At 69.1% G+C, this 19269-nt stretch carries 19 protein-coding genes; 10 read left to right on the top strand and 9 right to left on the bottom strand.

Annotation, left to right across the window (positions count from 1 at the left end):
• Nucleotide 1 precedes the first annotated feature (1 nt).
• Nucleotides 2–1225, top strand: a complete 1224-nt coding sequence (locus tag AC25Y0_RS06350) for a pyridoxal phosphate-dependent aminotransferase (protein WP_488122088.1) — start codon at nt 2–4, stop codon at nt 1223–1225.
• 68 nt (nt 1226–1293) lie between these two features.
• Here the strand turns inward: AC25Y0_RS06350 and AC25Y0_RS06345 are convergent, their stop codons facing one another.
• Nucleotides 1294–1734, bottom strand: coding sequence for an Rv3235 family protein (locus AC25Y0_RS06345; RefSeq protein WP_488122089.1), 441 nt, complete (start codon nt 1732–1734; stop codon nt 1294–1296).
• A gap of 131 nt (nt 1735–1865) precedes the next feature.
• Between AC25Y0_RS06345 and AC25Y0_RS06340 the strand changes: the two genes are divergently transcribed.
• A complete protein-coding gene (locus AC25Y0_RS06340) occupies nt 1866–2450 on the top strand; it encodes a hypothetical protein (protein ID WP_488134392.1) in 585 nt (194 codons plus the stop codon).
• An 8-nt stretch (nt 2451–2458) separates the two neighbouring features.
• Here AC25Y0_RS06340 and AC25Y0_RS06335 read toward each other — a convergent pair whose 3' ends face one another.
• Nucleotides 2459–2740, bottom strand: a complete 282-nt coding sequence (locus AC25Y0_RS06335) for a helix-turn-helix domain-containing protein (RefSeq protein ID WP_488122091.1) — start codon at nt 2738–2740, stop codon at nt 2459–2461.
• A 98-nt stretch (nt 2741–2838) separates the two neighbouring features.
• Here AC25Y0_RS06335 and AC25Y0_RS06330 point away from each other — a divergent pair, with 98 nt between their 5' ends.
• The 3 genes from AC25Y0_RS06330 to AC25Y0_RS06320 all read left to right on the top strand — a co-directional run bounded on the left by AC25Y0_RS06330 (nt 2839) and on the right by AC25Y0_RS06320 (nt 6181).
• Complete coding sequence (locus AC25Y0_RS06330) at nt 2839–3468, top strand: CpaB family protein (protein ID WP_488122092.1); 630 nt, start codon at nt 2839–2841, stop codon at nt 3466–3468.
• Nucleotides 3465–4583 (top strand): CpaE/TadZ family protein, encoded by a 1119-nt coding sequence (locus tag AC25Y0_RS06325; protein WP_488134391.1) that lies wholly within the window; start codon nt 3465–3467, stop codon nt 4581–4583. Before AC25Y0_RS06330 ends, AC25Y0_RS06325 begins: the two co-directional genes overlap by 4 nt.
• Nucleotides 4584–4693: 110 nt before the next feature.
• The gene (locus tag AC25Y0_RS06320) at nt 4694–6181 is read left to right on the top strand and encodes a sensor histidine kinase (RefSeq protein WP_488122094.1); all 1488 of its coding nucleotides are present in this window, start codon (nt 4694–4696) and stop codon (nt 6179–6181) included.
• Between the two features lie 59 nt (nt 6182–6240).
• Here AC25Y0_RS06320 and AC25Y0_RS06315 read toward each other — a convergent pair whose 3' ends face one another.
• Nucleotides 6241–6489, bottom strand: coding sequence for a WhiB family transcriptional regulator (locus tag AC25Y0_RS06315; RefSeq protein WP_194425087.1), 249 nt, complete (start codon nt 6487–6489; stop codon nt 6241–6243).
• A 206-nt stretch (nt 6490–6695) separates the two neighbouring features.
• On the opposite strand from AC25Y0_RS06315, the gene AC25Y0_RS06310 reads away from it, so the two are divergent.
• The gene (locus tag AC25Y0_RS06310) at nt 6696–7106 is read left to right on the top strand and encodes a histidine kinase (RefSeq protein ID WP_488134390.1); all 411 of its coding nucleotides are present in this window, start codon (nt 6696–6698) and stop codon (nt 7104–7106) included.
• A gap of 3 nt (nt 7107–7109) precedes the next feature.
• Here AC25Y0_RS06310 and bcp read toward each other — a convergent pair whose 3' ends face one another.
• Genes bcp through aroA form a run of 3 tightly spaced genes read right to left on the bottom strand, consistent with a single transcriptional unit; the run spans nt 7110 to nt 10003 of the window.
• Nucleotides 7110–7574, bottom strand: a complete 465-nt coding sequence (gene bcp / locus AC25Y0_RS06305) for a thioredoxin-dependent thiol peroxidase (protein ID WP_488122096.1) — start codon at nt 7572–7574, stop codon at nt 7110–7112.
• 21 nt (nt 7575–7595) lie between these two features.
• Complete coding sequence (rsgA, locus tag AC25Y0_RS06300) at nt 7596–8636, bottom strand: ribosome small subunit-dependent GTPase A (protein WP_488122097.1); 1041 nt, start codon at nt 8634–8636, stop codon at nt 7596–7598.
• A complete protein-coding gene (gene aroA / locus AC25Y0_RS06295; protein ID WP_488122098.1) occupies nt 8633–10003 on the bottom strand; it encodes a 3-phosphoshikimate 1-carboxyvinyltransferase in 1371 nt (456 codons plus the stop codon). Before aroA ends, rsgA begins: the two co-directional genes overlap by 4 nt.
• Before the next feature lie 154 nt (nt 10004–10157).
• On the opposite strand from aroA, the gene AC25Y0_RS06290 reads away from it, so the two are divergent.
• Nucleotides 10158–10760 carry a sigma-70 family RNA polymerase sigma factor gene (locus AC25Y0_RS06290; RefSeq protein ID WP_488122293.1) on the top strand — a complete coding sequence of 201 codons (603 nt, stop codon included), beginning with the start codon at nt 10158–10160 and terminating at the stop codon, nt 10758–10760.
• Entirely contained in the window at nt 10757–10999 is a 243-nt protein-coding gene (locus tag AC25Y0_RS06285; protein WP_488122099.1) for a zf-HC2 domain-containing protein, read from the top strand. The genes AC25Y0_RS06290 and AC25Y0_RS06285 overlap by 4 nt, the downstream gene beginning before the upstream one ends.
• Before the next feature lie 16 nt (nt 11000–11015).
• Here AC25Y0_RS06285 and AC25Y0_RS06280 read toward each other — a convergent pair whose 3' ends face one another.
• Nucleotides 11016–11687: a GOLPH3/VPS74 family protein gene (locus AC25Y0_RS06280; protein ID WP_488134389.1), complete on the bottom strand. Its 672-nt coding sequence runs from the start codon at nt 11685–11687 to the stop codon at nt 11016–11018.
• A gap of 54 nt (nt 11688–11741) precedes the next feature.
• Nucleotides 11742–12911 carry a sensor histidine kinase gene (locus tag AC25Y0_RS06275; RefSeq protein WP_488122101.1) on the bottom strand — a complete coding sequence of 390 codons (1170 nt, stop codon included), beginning with the start codon at nt 12909–12911 and terminating at the stop codon, nt 11742–11744.
• 247 nt (nt 12912–13158) lie between these two features.
• Here AC25Y0_RS06275 and AC25Y0_RS06270 point away from each other — a divergent pair, with 247 nt between their 5' ends.
• Nucleotides 13159–13821, top strand: coding sequence for a response regulator (locus tag AC25Y0_RS06270; RefSeq protein ID WP_488134388.1), 663 nt, complete (start codon nt 13159–13161; stop codon nt 13819–13821).
• Nucleotides 13822–13880: 59 nt separating this feature from the next.
• Here the strand turns inward: AC25Y0_RS06270 and AC25Y0_RS06265 are convergent, their stop codons facing one another.
• Nucleotides 13881–17582: a multifunctional oxoglutarate decarboxylase/oxoglutarate dehydrogenase thiamine pyrophosphate-binding subunit/dihydrolipoyllysine-residue succinyltransferase subunit gene (locus tag AC25Y0_RS06265; RefSeq protein WP_488134387.1), complete on the bottom strand. Its 3702-nt coding sequence runs from the start codon at nt 17580–17582 to the stop codon at nt 13881–13883.
• A gap of 173 nt (nt 17583–17755) precedes the next feature.
• Here AC25Y0_RS06265 and guaB1 point away from each other — a divergent pair, with 173 nt between their 5' ends.
• Entirely contained in the window at nt 17756–19210 is a 1455-nt protein-coding gene (guaB1, locus tag AC25Y0_RS06260; RefSeq protein WP_488134386.1) for a GMP reductase, read from the top strand.
• Nucleotides 19211–19269 lie beyond the last annotated feature (59 nt).

Below are 19269 nucleotides of genomic sequence, written 5' to 3'. Positions count from 1 at the left end.
GATGAGTCTGCGCCCCCTCGACCAGTCCCGCAAGCTGAAAGACGTCCTGTACGAGATCCGCGGGCAGGCGCTCGTCGAGGCCGACCGGCTCGAGGCCGAGGGGCACGCGATCCTCAAGCTCAACACCGGCAACCCCGCCGTGTTCGGGTTCGAGGCGCCGTTTCAGATCGTGCGCGACATGATCGACTCGATCCCCGAGGCGCACGGCTACAGCGACAGCAAGGGCATCATGTCCGCGCGGCGGGCGGTGGTGTACCGCTACGAGCAGGACCCGACGTTCCCGCCGTTCGGGCCCGAGGACGTCTACCTCGGCAACGGTGTGTCCGAGCTCATCACGATGGTCATGCAGGCGCTGCTCGACGAGGGCGATGAGGTGCTCATCCCCGCCCCGGACTATCCGCTGTGGACCGCGATGACGAGCCTCGGCGGTGGAACACCCGTGCACTACCTCGCCGACGAGCAGAACGGCTGGCAGCCTGATCTCGACGACATCCGGGCGAAGGTCACACCACGCACGAAGGCGATCGTCGTCATCAACCCGAACAACCCGACGGGTGCCGTGTACTCGCGTGAAGTGCTCGAGGGGATCGCGCAGATCGCGCGGGAGCACTCGCTGCTGGTGCTCTCGGACGAGATCTATGACCGCATCCTGTTCGACGATGCCCTGCACATCCCGATGGCCTCGGTCGCGCCCGACCTGCTCGTGCTCACCTTCAACGGCCTGTCCAAGACGTACCGCGTCGCCGGGTACCGGTCGGGCTGGCTCGTCGTCACCGGCCCGAAGGACCACGCCCATGGGTTCATCGAGGGCGTGACGCTGCTCGCCTCTACGCGGCTGTGCCCGAACGTTCCCGCGCAGCACGCCGTGCAGGCCGCTCTGTCGGGTGTGCAGTCGATCGACGCGATGCTCGCGCCCTCTGGGCGTCTGCACGAGCAGCGGGATACCGCGTGGCAGGGTCTCGAGGCGATTCCGGGCGTCTCGTGCGTCAAGCCTCGCGGGGCCCTGTATGCGTTCCCCCGGTTGGATCCCGAGGTGCACGAGATCCATGACGACGGCAAGCTCGTCTACGACTTCCTCGTCGCCGAGCATGTGCTGCTCGTCCAGGGGACGGGCTTCAACTGGGCCTCGCCCGACCACTTGCGGATCGTCACGCTGCCCGAGGCCCGGGTTCTCGCCGAGGCCATCGAACGCCTCGGCAACTTCCTCTCGTCGTACCGCCAGTAGCACCTTCCGCGGCTCTCATCCGTCCACGGCGTGACGCCGGCCCGGATCACGCGCGAGACCGCGACCGGTCAGAGCAGTGCGAGAGAGGTGGCGCGCCAGCGCCCGTCTCTGCCTTCGAGACGTAACGCGACGGCGCGCGTGCGCGCGGGGCCCTCCACGATGACGACCGATTCGACGACGCCGTCAGCGGGGGACTGGTGCCGCACCGAGGTGAGCGCGTGTACGGGGCGGCGGGCCGGGATGCCGCGCGCCGACCTCGCCCGCGCGGCGAGGTTCGCCCGGGCGAGGAGCGTGCGGTAGGCGTCCTCGGTGAGCCAGCGCGCGAGCTGGTCGACGTCGCGGACCCCGGCGAAGACCTCGAGCACGCCCCGCGTGAGGTTGCGCAGGAGAGGCTCCGGGTCGGGGAGAGCGGCGGATGATGTGCGCTGCGGCGCGAAGAACTTCGACAGCTCCCATGCGTCGGCGGGCGGGACGAAGGCGCGGGCGGTGCCCGCGGGCGACGTTGCCATGGCGGTGCCTTACTTGGCCAGGGGGGATGCCACGGAGAAGTACAGCACACCGGCGACCGTCTCGACGAACCGGGTCAGCGAACTGTGGACAACTCGTGACCGCCACATACCGGTGCCGGTACTGTGCCCGAATGCGCTGGGACCGCTTCTTCGACGATCTCGAAGACCAGATCGCCTCGGACTGGGAGGCTGACCGTGCCGCGCTCGCGACCGAGACCGAGCGGCTCGAGCGGTCGCGTCTGTCGCTGCACGACCGCCTCGCCGCCCTCAACGGCGACGATGTCGCGCTCGACCTCTGCGACGGCACCGCACTCACGGCCAGGGTGCGAGCGATCGGCGCAGACTGGGTCGCCCTCCACGCCACGGACGCACCGGGCAGAGCCCTCGTTGCGCCCTTCGCCTCCATCCGCAGCATCGGTATGCCGCACGCCGACCTGCTGCGCAGCGCTCGGGCCGCACCTCCCGACCGCGTCGCGCAACGCCTGACCCTCGGGTATCTGCTGCGTGATCTCGCGCGGCGCCGCACCGGCGTCGTGATCCGGTCGAGCGGCGAACGCCTGCTCACCGGCACGATCGACCGTGCCGGTGTCGACCACTTCGACCTCGCCGTGCACGCGCCGGGCGAACCGCGTCGCGCAGACGCCGTGGCGGCACACCGCATCGTGCCTGTCTCGGCGGTCGTCTGGCTGCGGCTCGAGGGGCAGATCGAGTTCTGAGCGCGATCTCAGTCGGTGTGGCGGATCGGCCCCGTGCCCCACAGCTCGGGAAAACTCGCCTCTTGCGACTGGTTCCACAGAGCGGCCCGTCGCTCGATCTCGGCCTGTCCGTCGAGATACTCAGCGATGCTCGCCTGTTCGATGCGCCACTGTGCGGATGCCCCGACCCGCACGCCGCGCAGTTCGGCGCGGTGCACGAGGTCGAGCACCTCGCCAACCGAGACGCCGAGGATGTCGGCCGCCTGCGCGAGGGCGAGCAGACGCATCGCGGGCGCCGGAGTCTGGGGCATCCCCCCATTATCGAGGGCATCCACACCATGCCAGGAGTCCGGCGCGGGCCTGTGGATAACGACGCGGCGGTGCGTGCGGGGTGTCTCACCATGGAGCGATGACCGCTGTCGAACATGCCCGCGCGCGCCGTCGCGCTCCCTGGGCAGACGTCCGTTTCCTTCTCGGCATCCTGCTCATCGTCGCCTCGGTCGGCGGCGTCTGGTTCGTCGTCACGTCCGCGCGCCAGACGGACGTGATGCTCACCGCTGCCCGCACGATCGTCGTCGGCCAGACGATCTCGGACGACGACGTGCACATGGTCGACGTCGGCCTCGGGCAGGCCGACGCGACCTACCTCGCCGCGGAAGCGTTCGAGCCGGGATCCGTCGCGACCCGCACGGTGCCGCGGGGTGAGCTCATTCCGCGCGCGGCGCTCGGAGACCCCTCGGCGCTGCGCACGACAAGCGTCGTCGTGCGCAGCGCCGCCGAGGTTCCCGCCGCCGTCGGGCCGGGATCCGTCGTCGAAGTGTGGGCTGCGCCGCTCCTCGAGCGGGGCCTTTACGACACTCCGCGCATCCTCGTCGCCGACGCGACGGTCGCGCACGTCGAGCGCGACGAGTCGATGATGGGCGGTGGGGCCGCATCGGTCGAGCTCGCGATCCCGCGCGCCGATGTCGCGGCGGTGCTCGCGGCGATCGCGGATCAATCCGCCGTGTCGGTCGTGCCGTCGATGGGGAGCAGCCGATGAAGGTCGTCGTGGCCGTCGACGAGCCGCAGGGGTCGCGCCTTGCGGCCGGGCTCGCCCGGGAGAACATCGACGTCGTCGCCGTGGTCGCGGCATCCGCACCCTCGCTGGACACGAGGATCGCGTCTCGAGCTGACGTCCTCGTGCTCGAGGCGCATCGGGCATCCGCGACGGCGGCGCTCGTCGCGGCGTGCGACCGCGCCGGCGTGCGTATCGTTCCGGTCGGGTCGACGACGGATGCCGCGCGCACGGCGGAGCTGTTCGGATTCGAGACCGTTCACCCGATCGACGTCGAGCCGTGGCGGCTCGCTGCCGTCGTGGCGGCGCCCCGCGTGCCTGCTGCAGCGGCCGAACCGACCGCGCCCTCGCGAACGATCGCCGTGTGGGGGCCTGCCGGGGCACCCGGCCGCACGACGGTGTCGATCGAGCTCGCCGTCGAGCTCGCGCGCGGTGGCCGCCGGGTCGCGCTCGTCGACGCCGACACGCACGCGCCCTCGATCGCCATCGCGCTCGGCCTGCCCGATGAGGGGCCCGGCTTCGCGGCGGCGTGCCGGCAATCCGAGATCGGCGGGCTCGATCCGCGAGAACTCCTGCGGATCAGCCTGCCGCTGGGCGGCACGGGTGTCGATGTCCTCACGGGCATCAACCGTCCGTCGCGATGGCCCGAACTGAGCGCGAACCGGGTCGCCGACGCGCTCGCGGTGTGCCGGGCGTGGGCTGATTACACCGTCGTCGACGTCGCGGCATCGCTCGAGCGCGACGAAGAGATCGTCAGCGACCTCGCCGGCCCCCGGCGCAACGCCGCGACCCTCGCCGCGCTCGAATCCGCCGACGCCGTCGTCGCCGTCGCCAAGGCCGATCCCGTCGGCGTCGCGCGCTTCCTGCGCGCTCACGACGAACTGCGCGCGAGTGTCTCGGGGCCACGCGCATCGCCGTGCTCGCGAACGGTCTGCGCCCCGGCGCCCTCGGCATCGACGCGCGCGGGCAGGTGCGACGCACGCTCGACCGCTTCGGCGGCATCCGCGATGTCTGGTTCCTGCCCCAGGACCCTCGTTCGGCCGATGCGGCGCTACTGGCGTCGCGACCCATCGCCGAGGTCGCCCCGAAGTCGCCCCTGACCCTTGCGCTGCGCCGTTTCGTCGGTGAGGCGGTCGCGCCCGCGCCCGAAGCGACGCGTGCGCCCTCGCGTCGCCGCGCGGCCTGAGGCCGCACGCCCTACGCTGGGAGCGTGTCGACCCTCAGCGATCTCGTCTATGCCCAGGGCCGCTCCAGCGCGGCAGACGTCGAATGGCTTCACCGCCTGGCAGGCGATGGGCAGCTGCTCGCTGACCTCGCCTTCGCCGACATCGTCATCTGGGTGCCCACACCCGACGACTCGTTCGTCGCCATCGGGCACACCCGGCCGAGCGGCGCGGCGACGCTGTTCTACCGTGACATCGTCGGCGACCGCGTGCGCCCCCAGTGGCGCACACAGGTGCGCGATGCCTTCCAGACCGCGCAGATCGTCGACTCGGCATCACCGGACTGGTTCGAGGAGACACCCACGCGGGTGCGCGCCGTGCCGATCGTGCGGCGGGCCAACGGCGAGGAGCCGCAGACGATCGGCGTGCTGACGCGGCACACGAACCTCGGCGAAGCGCGCACACCCAGTCGCCAGCAGATCACCTTCAACGACTGTGCCGACGACGTGTTCAGCATGATCGCCTCGGGGGAGTTCCCTGATCTCGAAGCCCCTGCCGCGCCGCGGCGCGGTGCTCCGCGTGCGTCAGACGGACTCATCCGCCTCGACGTCGACGGGATCGCGACGTTCGCGAGCCCGAACGCGCTGTCCGCATTCATCCGCCTCGGATTCGACGACGAGCTCGAGGGCGAGTCGCTCATCGAGGTCGTGTCGCAGATCCTCCCGACCAAGCGCCAGTTCGACGAGACGCTCCCGGTTGTCGTGACCGGTCGCGCACCGTGGCGCGCCGACCTCGAAGCGCGGGGGGTCACCGTGTCGCTGCGCACGATCCCGCTGCGCCACCACGGCACGCGCATCGGCGCGATCGTGCTGTGCCGCGACGTGACCGAGATCCGGCACCAGGAGCAGGAGCTCATCACGAAGGACGCCACGATCCGTGAGATCCACCATCGCGTCAAGAACAACCTGCAGACGGTCGCGTCGCTGCTGCGCATCCAGGCGCGGCGCTCGCACTCGGAAGAAGCGCGCGAGGCTCTCACGCAGGCCATGCGCCGCGTCACGGCGATCGCCGTCGTGCACGACACGCTGTCCGAAGGGCTCGCCCAGAACGTGGACTTCGACGATGTCTTCGAGCGCGCGCTCAAGCTGATCGCCGAAGTCGCCGCCGCCCCGAGCACCCGGGCGCGCACCCGCACGACGGGTCGCTTCGGGACGCTGCCGAGCGAGTATGCGACGCCTCTCGCCCTGGCGCTCACCGAACTCGTCACCAACGCCGTCGAACACGGCCTCGCGGGCAAGGAAGGCGAGGTCGAGATCGTCGCCGAGCGTACCGACGAGCACCTGGCGGTCACGGTGCGCGACGACGGCGTGGGCCTGCCCGAGGGGCAGGTCGGACGCGGCCTCGGCACGCAGATCGTGCGCACCCTGATCCAGGGCGAGCTCGGCGGGACGATCGACTGGCACACGGCAGTCGGTGCGGGCACCGAGGTCACGATCGATATCCCGCTGCGGTACATCGACCGTCCTCGCGGGTGAACGAAGGACCCCGCGGGCCAGGAAAGACCCGCGGGGTGAAAGTCAGCTGCGGCTGAGCGTCAGGAGGCGCGGCGCGCGCGTGCAGCGCGGCGCTTGAGCGCGCGGCGCTCGTCCTCAGAGAGTCCGCCCCACACGCCAGAGTCCTGGCCGCTTTCGAGGGCGTACTGCAGACAGACCTCGGTGACGGTGCAACGTGCACACACGGCCTTGGCCTTCTCGATCTGGTCTACGGCCGGACCGGTGTTCCCCACGGGGAAGAACAGCTCGGGGTCGACGGTGAGGCAGGCGGCTTTGTCGCGCCAATCCATGGTTGCGCTCCTTGTAGGGGTTTTGCGTGGGTACTCGTTCGGGTCGGGTACCCTGTGGAGGTGCGAGAGTGATCTCGCCCCACGTCGCTGTGGGAGCACACGGCTAAAGCAATCGTCCCATAGCACATGAGGATGATCAAGACATTTCTCATCGAGTTTCCTGTATAACGTCGCGTGAGCCTGCATCCACCGAAAGAACCTGAATGATGCGCACACATCCCATCAGCTTGATCGCGGCCGTTCTCGTGGGTCTGGAGGGGCTCGGGGTGCTCGCGCTCGCCGTCGCCGAGGTCGGCGCGCTCCTCGCCGGCGACACGGAGGCCGTCAGCAGCGCACTCGCGCTGCTCGTGCTCACCGTGATCGGTGCGGTCGCGATCATCGCCTTCGCGCTCGCGATCTATCGGGGTCGCTCGTGGGGGCGCTCGGGTGCCATCGTGACGCAGCTGCTCATCCTCGCCGTCGCGCTCGGGGTCGCCACGGGCGCGTGGGCGAGCCCCACCGTCGCCCTCGCCATCGCCGTGCCCGCCGTCATCGTGTTCGTGCTGCTGGTCATCGCTGCACGCATCGCCAGTCGTGAGGAATCCGAGAGCGAGGCCGCGCCAGGCGCGGTGGAGTGAGCGTCAGACTCCGAGAAGCGAGCGCACGCGCGCGACGTGTCCCGTCGCCTTGACGTTGTACAGCGCCTGTTCGATGAGCCCCTCGGCGTCGATCACGAACGTCGAGCGGATGACACCCTCGACGACCTTGCCGTAGTTCATCTTCTCTCCCCACGCACCGTAGGCGGCGTGCACCGAGTGGTCGGGATCGCTCAGGAGGTCATAGGGAAGCGCGTCGCGTTCGCGGAAGCGGCGCAGCGCCTCGGGTTCGTCACGCGAGATGCCGAGCACCGTGTATCCGGCCTGCTGCAGGGGTGCGATGCTGTCGCGGAAATCGCACGCCTCGGTCGTGCACCCGGGCGTCATGGCCTTCGGGTAGAAGAAGAGGATGACTTTGCCGCCGCGCAGCTCGCGCAGCGAGACGGTCGTGTTGTCCTGGTCGACGAGTGAGAAATCGGGGGCGGTCTGGCCGGGCTCGAGTCGGGTCACGAAACCAGTCAACCACTCGCGTCAGGACTTGGCGAACGTCTCGAGCAGGCGCTGCAGCGAATCCAGCCGCGCGGCCCCCGTCGGTCCGAGCCTGCCCGCCTCGACCGCTTCGATGATTGCGCAGTCCGGTGCATCCGGAAGGTGCGTGCACCCGCGTGGGCACTCTTCGGCGACGACGGCGAGGTCTGTGAATGCCTTCAGGATGTTCGCCGTGTCGACGTGCCCGAGGCCGAACGAGCGCACGCCCGGGGTGTCGATGACCCATCCCGTCCCGGCCGGTCCGCGGTAGCGCAGGGAGACCGTCGAGCTCGATGTGTGACGGCCGCGCCCCGTGACGAGGTTGACATGCCCCGTCGCGCGCTTCGCGTCGGGCACGAGAGCGTTGACGAGGGTGGACTTGCCGACGCCCGAGTGCCCGACGAAGACGGTGGCGTGCCCCGCGATCGCCTCGCCGACCCGCTCGACCGGCATCTCGTCGCGGGCGCTCGTGAAGACCTCGAGATCGAGGCCCTCGAAGTGCGTGAGGAACTCGCTCGGGTCGGCGAGGTCGGTCTTCGTCACGACGAGCAGCGGCCGGATGCCGGCATCCAACGCCGCGACGAGGTATCGGTCGACGAGCCGGGCACGCGGTTCGGGGTCGGCGGCTGCCACGACGACGAGCATCTGGTCGGCGTTGGCGACGACGACCCGCTCGACCTGGTCGGTGTCATCGGCGCTGCGGCGCAGCAGTGACGTGCGCTCCTGGATTCCGATGATGCGCGCGAGCGTTCCTTCATCGCCCGACGCATCGCCCACGACACGCGCGCGGTCGCCGGTCACGATGGGGGTCTTGCGCAGCTCACGGGCGCGTACGGCGAGCACCATGTGCTCGGTGGGTTCGTTCTCGTCCACGAGCACGTGGTACCGACCCCGGTCGACACCGAGCACGCGTGCGATCCGCGCGTCCTCGTGCGCGGGACGCCGCTTCGTGCGGGGTCGGTTGGCCTTCGGATTGGGCCGGACACGAAAGCTCTGCTCGTCGAAATCCGGCTCGTCGTCTTCGTCTGTTCCGAGCCAGCTCACGATGCCTGCTGCGCCTGCGAGTCGTGCGGTGCCTCATCGTCGCCATCGAGCATGCGGCGCCACATGTCGGGGAACTGGGGCATCGTCTTGGCGGTCGTGCCGATGTCATCGACCTCGATATCGGGCACGGCGAGCCCGATGAGGGCACCTGTCGTCGCGAGCCGGTGATCGTGGTGAGCCGGCCACACTCCGCCGTGCAGCTCGCGCGGCACGATCCGGATGCCGTCTTCCATCTCGTGCGCTTCGCCGCCGATGGCGCGAAGGTTGCCGATGAGTGCGGCGATGCGGTCGGTCTCGTGCCCGCGGATGTGGCCGATGCCGTACAGCGTGGTCGGCGCCTCGGCGAACGCGGCGAGAGCGAAGATCGTCGGGGTGAGCTCGCCCGCCGCCGACAGGTCGAGGTCGACGCCCTGGATCGCGGTGCCCGCTGACACGGTGAGCGTGCCCGCCCGCCGCGACGTGCGCGCGCCCATGATGGAGAGGATGTCGGTGAGCAGGTGCCCCGGCTGCGTCGAGTGCGCGGGCCACCCCGTCACGGACACCGAACCCCCGGCGATCATCGCCGCTGCGAGGAACGGCGCCGCGTTGGACAGGTCGGGCTCGATCGCGACCTCTTTGCCGCGCAGGGGCCCGGCAGGCACGACCCATTCTCCGGGCGCGGGGCGCTCGACGTGCACGCCGCGATGTCCGAGGGCCTCGATCGTCATGTCGATGTGCGGCATGCTCGGCAGTCGGTCGCCGGCGTGCACGAGGTGCAGGCCCACATCGAAGCGCGCCGAGGCCAGCAGCAGCCCGGAGACGAACTGGCTCGAGCCGCTTGCGTCGATCGTGATCTCGCCGCCGCGCACCCGCCCGTGTCCGCGCACCGAGAACGGCAGCGACCAGGTGCCGCCGTCGTCGATGTCGACTCCGACGTCGCGCAGCGCCTTGATCATGGCGCCCATGGGGCGATGCAGCGCGTTCTCATCCGCGGTGAGGGTGATCTCTCCCGCTGCGAAGCCGGCCAGCGGCGAGATGAAGCGCATCACGGTGCCGGCCTGCCCGCAGTTGATCGTCGTGTCGCCGCGCAGCGGCCACGTCGGCGTCACGACGAGGTCGTCGCCGTAATGGCCCTCGCCGGGCACGTGCTCGATGTCCACGCCGAGGACCCGCAAGGCCTTGATCATGTGCGCCGAATCCTCGGAGTGCAGGGGCGCGGTCAGGCGACTGGGGGATTCTGCGATCGCGGCGAGGATCAGCTCTCGGTTGGTGAGCGACTTCGAGCCGGGCACGGTCACGGTGGCGCGCAACGGGCCGTCGGCCTGGGGGGCGTGCCACCGGCCGCGAGAAGAGGTCACAGAAGAAGGGGAATACCCATCAGCAGTCATCGAGTTCTACCCTACTGAACCTCGCCGCTCACGCCGCGAGAAGACGACAGATCGGAACGGAACTCGAGTGAACGCCACGCTGGACCGCCGCACGGCAGAATCCGTCGACGAACTCGAGCGGGCGTGGAGTGCTGTCCCCGTAGACTGGCGCCTGATGACCGAGCAGGCAGACAAGGCGCACGATCCGCGCACCCAGTTCGAAGAGCAGGCGCTGCCCTTCATGGATCAGCTGTATGCGGCGGGGATGCGCATGACGCGCAATCCCGCGGACGCGGCCGACCTCGTGCAGGAGACGTTCGTGAAGGCGTTCGCCTCGTGGAACACCTTCACGCAGGGGACCAACCTCAAGGCCTGGCTCTACCGCATCCTGACGAACACGTACATCAACACGTACCGCAAGAAGCAGCGCGAGCCGTATCAGAGTGCGATCGACGAGCTCGAGGACTGGCAGCTGGGTGGGGCCGAGTCGACGACCGCGACGAGCGCGCGCTCGGCCGAAGCCGAGGCAATCGATCACATGCCGGCATCCGTCGTGAAGGATGCGCTGCAGTCGATCCCCGAGGACTTCCGGCTCGCGGTCTACCTCGCCGACGTCGAGGGCTTCGCCTACCAAGAGATCGCCGACATCATGAAGACCCCCATCGGCACGGTCATGAGCCGTCTGCACCGTGGCAGACGGCAACTGCGTGACCTGCTCGCCGACTACGCGAAGGAACGCGGCATCGACACCGAGGCCGCGGCTAGGAGAAAGCAATGACCGACTGCGGGTGTGAAAAAGCACGCAAGGATCTCGAAGAGTACCTGCGCAACGAGGTCTGCAAGACGCAGCATTCCGAGATCAGGGAGCACCTCGAGAACTGTTCCGAATGCCAGAGTGAAGCGCTCGTCGCGACGACTCTGACCGAGGTCGTCGCGCGCGCCTGCAAGGAGACCGCTCCCGAAGATCTGCGCGACCAGGTGCTCGCGCGCCTGCGCGATCTGCAGGCGTCCCACTGACGGCGGTCTGCAACCCCTAGAAGCGCCAGGCGGCAGCAGCGGGTGCGGTCGCTGCCGCCGCCGCTGTGGCGGCCGCGCTCGCGGCTCCGGCGACGATCGAGATGCCGTAGAGCACGCGCGCGACCTGCTCGGCCGTCGTGTTCTGCGCGATCCGATCGCGAGCAGCGTGGGCGTCGCGGCCGCCGACGATGCGATCGAGCACTCCTGCGCCATCCAGAAGCGTGACGACGGTCGCGACGCGCTGGTCCATGTTGATGTGCCCGGATGCCGCACTGCGCAGTTCGTCGCGGGCATCTTCTGCGACGCGCTCATCGGCCAGGCGCACCCGTGTTCGGGGCACGAGTCCGAGCACGCGTCCCTCATCGCGCACGAGGAGCCCTCGTGAGACGAGGCGGGTCACGGCATCGTCGTACGAACGCCTGCCCACCTGCGAGACGAGGCCGGGCGTGAGGGGGGTGTCCGGTGGCAGGGCGTCCGTGATGGCGTCGAGGGCCGCGGCATCCGCTCGGGGGACGATACGCACGTCCGTGCGGTCCGATGCGGTCGCGGCGAAGTCGATGACGCCGTCGAGCACGAGGTCGACGAGGACCGCACCGCCCACGAGGGCCTCGGCGCCGTCGCTGCGGTGGAGGCATCCGCGTCGGTCTGCCGTGAGCAGGAGGATCTGCTCCGTGATCGAACGGTCCATGCCTTTGAGCGTACGAAGCCGTCCTCAAGGGGACAATGCGACGAAAGTAGGGGGTCAGTGCGGGGGGAACCGGGCCTCGAGCAGCCAGTCACCCTCGTGCGGGCCCGCTGAGAAGGCACCCCCGCGCAATGCCGTGCGCTCGCGCATGCGCGCCGTGCCGTAACCGCTGCCGGGCAGCCTCGGTGCGCTGACCGTGGCGGAGACGGTGTTCTTGACGTGCAGCAGGATGCCCTCATCCGGATCCGCGGCAACGCTCAGCTCGACGCGCTGCGGAGCAGGCGCGTGCTTCATGACGTTGGTCGCGGCTTCGCGGATGATGCGCTCGATGGCGCTCACCGTCAGGAGGTCGAGCTCAACGGTCGCCGCCGGGTCCACACGGACCGCGACGTCGTAACCCGCTTGGTCGAGCTGCGAGCGGAAAGCCTCGACCGCAGACTCGACGCTATGGTCCGCCAAGCGCGCCGACTCTTCGCGCGCGTCTGCTTCGAGATCCACGACGCGGCGCAGATCGACCAGGGCCTGCTTCGCCGACGCGAGGATCGCCTCTTGAGAGCGTGATCGCTCGTCGGGATCATCGGTGCGGTCCAGCAGCCGTGCGTGCATCGCGATCACGGTGAGGTCGTGCGCAACGACATCGTGCAGGTCATCGGCGATGCGCTGCCGCTCCTCGCGTACGAGCTCGACGTTCATCCGCCGAGCATCCACGAGTTCATCGCCGATGCGGCCGGCGCGGGCCTCGAGGGCGCGCAGCACGACTCCGACGGCGCTCGCCCCGGCGGCGACGATGAGCACGGCACTGAACATCGCAACGGAGTCCGGGCGCTGATCGAAGCGGTGCACCCCGGCGGCCGCAGTGAAGAAGAGGACGAGATAGGCCGCCTGCATGGGTGCGGGGCAATACCGCACAACCACGAGGCAGCCGATGGCGAGCCCTACGAGTGCGACCTGCTGCTCGTCGACGAACGGCGAGAACGCCATGAGCGCGAACAGGGCGAGTGCGGTCAGCGTCGCGTTCCACAGCAGCGGGACGAACGCGAGCGTGAGAAGGACGTCGAAGACGAACGACACGGGGTCGTCGAACCCGTCGAACGCCCACAGCAGCAGAGAGGCGACGACGGCCGCCGTCACGACGCCGATGACCGCGACGCGCTCGACGCGCGTGGGCCGTTGCGCGCCCACGGTGCGAGACAGTGGGCGCGCACGCGCTGTATAGGGGCGGGTCACCGCTTCATTATCCTGAAATCGGAGGCACCCCGTCGCGGCGCAGCCGTCAGCTGCAGGCGCCGATGAGACGACAGATCGCGCTCCAGATGGACGTGGTGAACATAGGGTCTCCTCCTCTCAGCTCGGGTGCTCGAGGCCTACGGTGATTCTCGCGGGCCGCCGGACGCGCCGCATCCGACGCACGCCGAGGGTGCCTGCGACTTTTGTAGGGGGTGGGACGACATTTCACCGCCCATATGATGGGCGGGTGGCCTCGATCACCGTCCTCGTTGCCGATGATGAGTTCCTTCTCCGCCGTGCGCTGACGATGTTCCTCGACGAGGCCGACGACATCGAGGTGATCGGAACAGCCGTCGACGGTGCCGATGCGGTCGAGCAGGCCCGGACGTTGAGGCCCGATGTCGTGCTCATGGACATCCACATGCCGAAGCTCGACGGCGTGGCCGCGACGACGCAGCTGACCCGCGCGGTGCCCGAGACCAAGGTGCTCGCCGTCACGACCTTCGGCACGATGCAGACCGTGCTGCCGATGCTCGTCGCCGGCGCGACGGGCTACCTTCTCAAGGACTCCGACCCGCAGGACATCGTCTCGGCGGTGCGCGAGGTGCACCGGGGACTGCGCGTCCTGTCGCCCGCGGTGAGTTCGCTCCTCGTCTCGACGATCGTCGAGGCGTCTTCGGCCACCCCTGCCGCCGCTCTCTCGCCTGAAGAGCGACTCACCCCTCGCGAGGCTCAGATGGTCGAGCTGCTCGCACAGGGCCTGTCCAACGGCGAGATCGCGCGACGTGAGAGTGTGTCCGAAGCAACCGTGAAGTCCCACCTCAGCAACATCATGGCGAAGTGGAACGTGCGAGACCGCGTGCAGGTTCTGATCCGCGCCGTGCGCGCCGGCGTGGTGCGGTTGGACTGACCGGCAACCATACGCAGAAAGGCCGCCCCGGAGGGCGGCCCTTCTTGGATCTCTGCGGATCAGTCCTTCGCGAGTGCCTCCTGCAGGAGCGCGGCCTGCTCGGTCGCGTGCACCTTGGGCGAGCCGGTCGCGGTCGACGCGGCGGCGGGGCGGGACACGCGACGGATCGTGCGTCCGTTCAGCTGCGGCACGACGTCGAGGGCGATGAACGGCCACGCGCCCTGGTTCTCGGGCTCATCCTGCACCCAGACGAGCTCGGCGTCGGGGTACGTCGAGATGACGGCCTGAAGCTCGTCGATCGGGGCCGGGTAGAACTGCTCCAGGCGCACGAGCGCGATCGACGGGTTCGGGTTCTTATCGAGCTCGGCCTTCAGATCCCAGTGGATCTTGCCCGAGTGCAGCAGCACCCGCGTGACGGCGCTCTTGTCGAGGCCGCGCACGTCGTCGAGCACGGGCTCGAAGCGCCCGGTGGTGAAGTCCTCGACCGAGCTCGTCGCGCCCCGCAGTCGCAGCATCGCCTTCGGGGTGAAGACGACGAGCGGCCGACGAGGGCGGGCGTACGCCTGACGGCGCAGCAGATGGAAGTACGAGGCGGGCGTCGAGGGCCGCGCCACCGTCATGTTGTCTTGCGCGCACATCTGCAGGTAGCGCTCGATGCGCGCCGACGAGTGGTCGGGTCCTTGGCCTTCGTAGCCGTGGGGGAGCAGCAGCACGACGCTCGACTGCTGGCCCCACTTCTGGTCTGCAGACGAGAGGTACTCGTCGACGACCGACTGGGCGCCGTTGGCGAAGTCGCCGAACTGGGCCTCCCACAGCACGAGGGCGTCGGGACGCTCGACCGAGTAGCCGTATTCGAAGGCCATCGCGGCGTACTCGCTCAGCAGCGAGTCGTACACCCAGAAGCGGCCCTGGTCGCCGCCCAGGTTGGCGAGCGGGATCCACTCCTGCCCGTTGGCACGGTCGTGCAGCACGGCGTGGCGGTGGACGAAGGTGCCGCGGCGCGCGTCCTGACCGACGAGACGGACGTTGGTCTTCTCGAGCAGCAACGAGCCGAACGCCAGCAGCTCGGCGAAGCCCCAGTCGATCGAGCCGTTGCGGCTCATGTCGAGGCGCTTGTCCAGAAGCTGCTGCAGCTTGGGGTGGACCGTGAAGCCCTCGGGCTTGTTGACGAAGGCGTCGCCGATGAGGTGCACGACATCGCGCGAAACCCCGGTGGTCTCGGGCTCGCCGACGGGGGCCGGGGCCTCGGCATCCATGATGATCGGGTTGGATCCCGTCTCGGCTTCGTGCGTCTCGGTGAAGGCGATCTCGAGGCGGTGCTGGAAGTCCTGCTTCGACTTCTCGTATTCCTCTTCGGTGATATCACCGCGACCGACGAGAGCCTCGGTGTAGAGGCGGCGCACCGAGCGCTTCGCCTCGATGAGGTTCGTCATGAGCGGCTGCGTCATCGACGGGTCATCGCCCTCGTTGTGACCGCGACGGCGGTAGCAGACGAGGTCGACGACGACGTCGCGGTGGAACCGCTCGCGATAGGCGAACGCGAGCTGCGCGACCCGGGTGACGGCCTCGGGGTCATCGCCGTTCACGTGGAAGACGGGGGCCTGGATCGTCTTGGCGACGTCGGTCGCGTACACCGACGTGCGCGCATCCTGCGGCGTCGTCGTGAAGCCGACCTGGTTGTTCACCACGACGTGGATCGTGCCGCCCGTGCGGTAGCCGCGCAGCTGCGACATCTGCAGCGTCTCGACGACGACGCCCTGGCCTGCGAAAGCCGCATCGCCGTGCACGAGGATCGGCAGCCACGCGAACGTGCCGATGGGCTTGCGGTCCTGCTTCGCGCGGACGATGCCCTCGAGCACGCCGTCGACGGTCTCGAGGTGCGACGGGTTGGCGGCGAGGTAGACCGGCAGCTCCTGCTTGCCGTCGGCGACGAAGGTTCCCTCGGTGCCGAGGTGGTACTTGACGTCACCCGAGCCGCTCTTGGAGCCGATCGCGACCGAGCCCTCGAACTCACGGAACACTTGGCCGTACGTCTTGCCGGCGATGTTGGTGAGCACGTTGAGGCGGCCACGGTGGGCCATGCCGATCGCGGCGCCCTCGAGGCCCGCGGCAGCGGCACCCTGGAGGATCTCGTCGAGGAGCGGGATGAGCGATTCGCCGCCTTCGAGGCTGAAGCGCTTCTGGCCGACGTACTTCGTCTGCAGGAAGGTCTCGAACGCCTCGGCCTGGTTGAGCTTGTCGAGGATCCGCATCTGCTCGTCGTGGCCGGGCTTCTGGTACTTGACCTCGAGGTTCTCTTGGAACCACGCGCGCTGGGTCGGGTCCTGGATGTGCATGTACTCGACGCCGATCGTGCGGCAGTACGAGTCCCGCAGGACGCCGAGGACATCGCGCAGCTTCATCTGCCGCTTGCCGCCGAATCCGTTCGTGACGAACTCGCGGTCGAGGTCCCAGAAGGTCAGCCCGTGGCTCTCGATCTCGAGGTCGGGATGCGTCCGCTGGACGTACTCGAGCGGATCGGTGTCGGCCATCAGGTGACCGCGCACTCGGAACGAGTTGATGAGCTCCTGCACGCGTGCCGTCTTGTCGACGCGCTCGGCGAGATCGACGTTGATGTCGTTCGCCCAGTGGATCGGGTCGTACGGGATGCGCAGGGCGGCGAAGATCTCCTGGTAGAAGTCGCGCCGGCCCGTGAGCAGCTCGTGCACGATCTTGAGGAACTCGCCCGATCCGGCACCCTGGATGACGCGATGGTCGTAGGTGCTCGTCAGCGTGATCGTCTTGCCGATGCCGAGGTTCACGAGCGTCTTCTCGCTCGAACCCTGGAACTCGGCCGGGTACTCGAGGGCGCCAGCGCCCACGATGCACCCCTGGCCCTTCATCAGACGCGGGACGGAATGCACCGTGCCGATGCCGCCGGGGTTGGTGAGCGAGATCGTGGTGCCCTGGAAATCGGCAGCCGTGAGCTTGTTGGCGCGGGCGCGCTTGACGAGGTCTTCGTACGAGGCGAGGAACTCGTTGAAGGTCAGCGTCTCGGCGCGCTTGATGCTGGGGACGAGCAGCGCTCGTGAGCCGTCGGGCTTGGGCATATCGATCGCGATGCCCAGGTTGATGTGCGCGGGCGCCACGACCGACGGCTTGCCGTCGACCTCTGCGTAGAAGACGTTCTGGCTCGGGAACAGCTTGAGCGCCTGGATCATCGCCCAGCCGATGAGGTGGGTGAAGCTCACCTTGCCGCCGCGCGTGCGGGCCATGTGGTTGTTGATCACGATCCGGTTGTCGATCATGAGCTTCGCCGGCACCGTGCGCACGCTCGTCGCGGTCGGGACCGTGAGCGACTCATCCATGTTGGCGGCGAGGGTCTTGGGAAGACCCCGCAGCGGCGTGATCTTGTCCTCGACTTCCGAGTCGTCGGCAGCGGGCTCGACCGTTGCCGGCGAGACCTTGGGCGCCTGCGCGGGGATCGGCTGCGCGGCGGCGGGCCGGGCGGTCGTCTTCGCCACCGGCTGCGATCCGATGACGGGGATCGGAGCCGTGAGCGGGGCGGGTTCGTCACCTGCCGGGCGTGAGGCGACGCGGTCCGTCGCTGTCGAGGGGGCGCCCGCACCAGCGGGTCGGTAGTCCTGGAGAATGGGCCACCACGCCTTGTCGACGGAGTTGGGGTCGATGGTGAACTGTTCGTACAGCTCCTCGACGAGCCACTCGTTCGCCCCGAACTCTCCTTCGTTCGAAACCCCGGTGCCCGTCGCCTGAGTCGACACTCTCGATCGCCTGCTTTCATCGGTGAAGTGGTGAAGATGTGGCGCCAAACACATCGCGCGCACGACTGTCAAGCCTAACCCAGTCTGAGTAGCCGAACTCGGTGTCACGGCGTGGCTTCCGCGAAAAACCTCTCATCTTTCACGCTCAGGAACAGTCACTACCCTCGGTGCACATGGAGTTCTACGGTGAACAGCCAGCGGTCGATCTGACGTATTCGGACGTTTTCCTCCTGCCCCGCCGGTCGGCGGTGACGAGTCGGCTCGATGTCGATCTCTCGCCCGGCGACGGCACGAGTGCGACGATTCCGCTGGTGTCGGCGAACATGAACTCGGTCACGGGCGCGCGACTGGCCGCGACCCTCGCCCGGCGTGGCGGCCTCGGCGTGCTGCCGCAGGACATGCCGCTGCAAGAGCTCGATGCCGCCATCAGGTGGGTCAAGGCGCAGCCGGTGATGTGGGACACCCCCCTCGTGCTGCCCCCCGAGGCGACCGTCGCCGACGCGTTGCGCCTGCTGCCGGCGACGGAGGGCCACGGCATCGTCGTGGCCCGCGCATCGACGTCGATCGACGTCGACGACATCCTGGGCGTCGTGCCGGCGACCCGGCTCGCCACGGCCCTCGCCGACGCGCGCCTGGGCGATCTCGCCCGCCACCGCGTGGCATCCATCGACGCGGAGTCGGTGCAGGACCCCCGGCACGCGTTCGACCTCATCGTCGCCGCTGAAGCCGAGACGGTCTGCGTCATCGACCACGGCCGCCTCGTCGGCACGCTCTCGCGGCGCAGCGCCCTGCGCTCCACCATCTACCGCCCCGCCGTCGACGGGGACGGGCGGCTCATCGTCGCCGCCGCCATCGGGATCAACGGCGATGTCGCCGCAAAGGCGAAGGCCCTTGTCGCCGCGGGCGTCGATGTGCTCGTCATCGACACCGCCCACGGACACCAGGACGCCATGCTGCGCGCGCTCCACACCGTCGCGCAGCTCGACCTCGGCCTGCCGCTCGTGGCGGGAAACATCGTCACTCCCGAGGGGGCGTACGACCTCGTCGCGGCGGGCGCGACGATCCTCAAAGTCGGCGTGGGCCCCGGCGCGATGTGCACGACGCGCATGATGACGGCGGTCGGGCGCCCGCAGTTCTCTGCCGTGCTCGAGACCGCTGAGGCCGCCCGCGTCGTCGGCGCCCGGGTGTGGGCCGACGGGGGAGTCCGGTACCCGCGCGATGTCGCGCTCGCGCTGGCCGCCGGTGCGGCGTCGGTCATGATCGGCTCGTGGTTCGCCGGCACGATCGAGGCCCCCGGCGAACTGCTCGTCGACGAATCGGGACGGGCCTACAAGGAGTCGTGGGGGATGGCCTCGACCAAGGCCGTGCACTCGCGCTTCGCGCGGCTCGACCCGTACGAGCTGGCCCGCAAGGAGCTGTTCGCCGAGGGCATCTCGTCGTCGAGGATCTACCTCGATGCGCTCCGCCCCGGGCTCGAAGACCTTCTCGACATGATCACCTCGGGCGTGCGCTCCTCGCTCACGTACGCCGGCGCGGCGACGATCGCTGAGTTCCACACGCGAGCTCGGGTGGGGCTGCAGTCCGCCGCGGGCTACGAGGAGGGCAAGGCGCTCCCCGTGAGCTGGTGAGGCGCGGGAGGTCTGCTGCTTCGTGCACCGCCAGGCGCCGAGAATGTCGGTGCCGAGAC

The organism is Microbacterium sp. Y547, from assembly GCF_057669785.1.
Note: the sequence above shows the minus strand (reverse complement) of the source record. Positions and strands in the feature narration are given on the sequence as shown.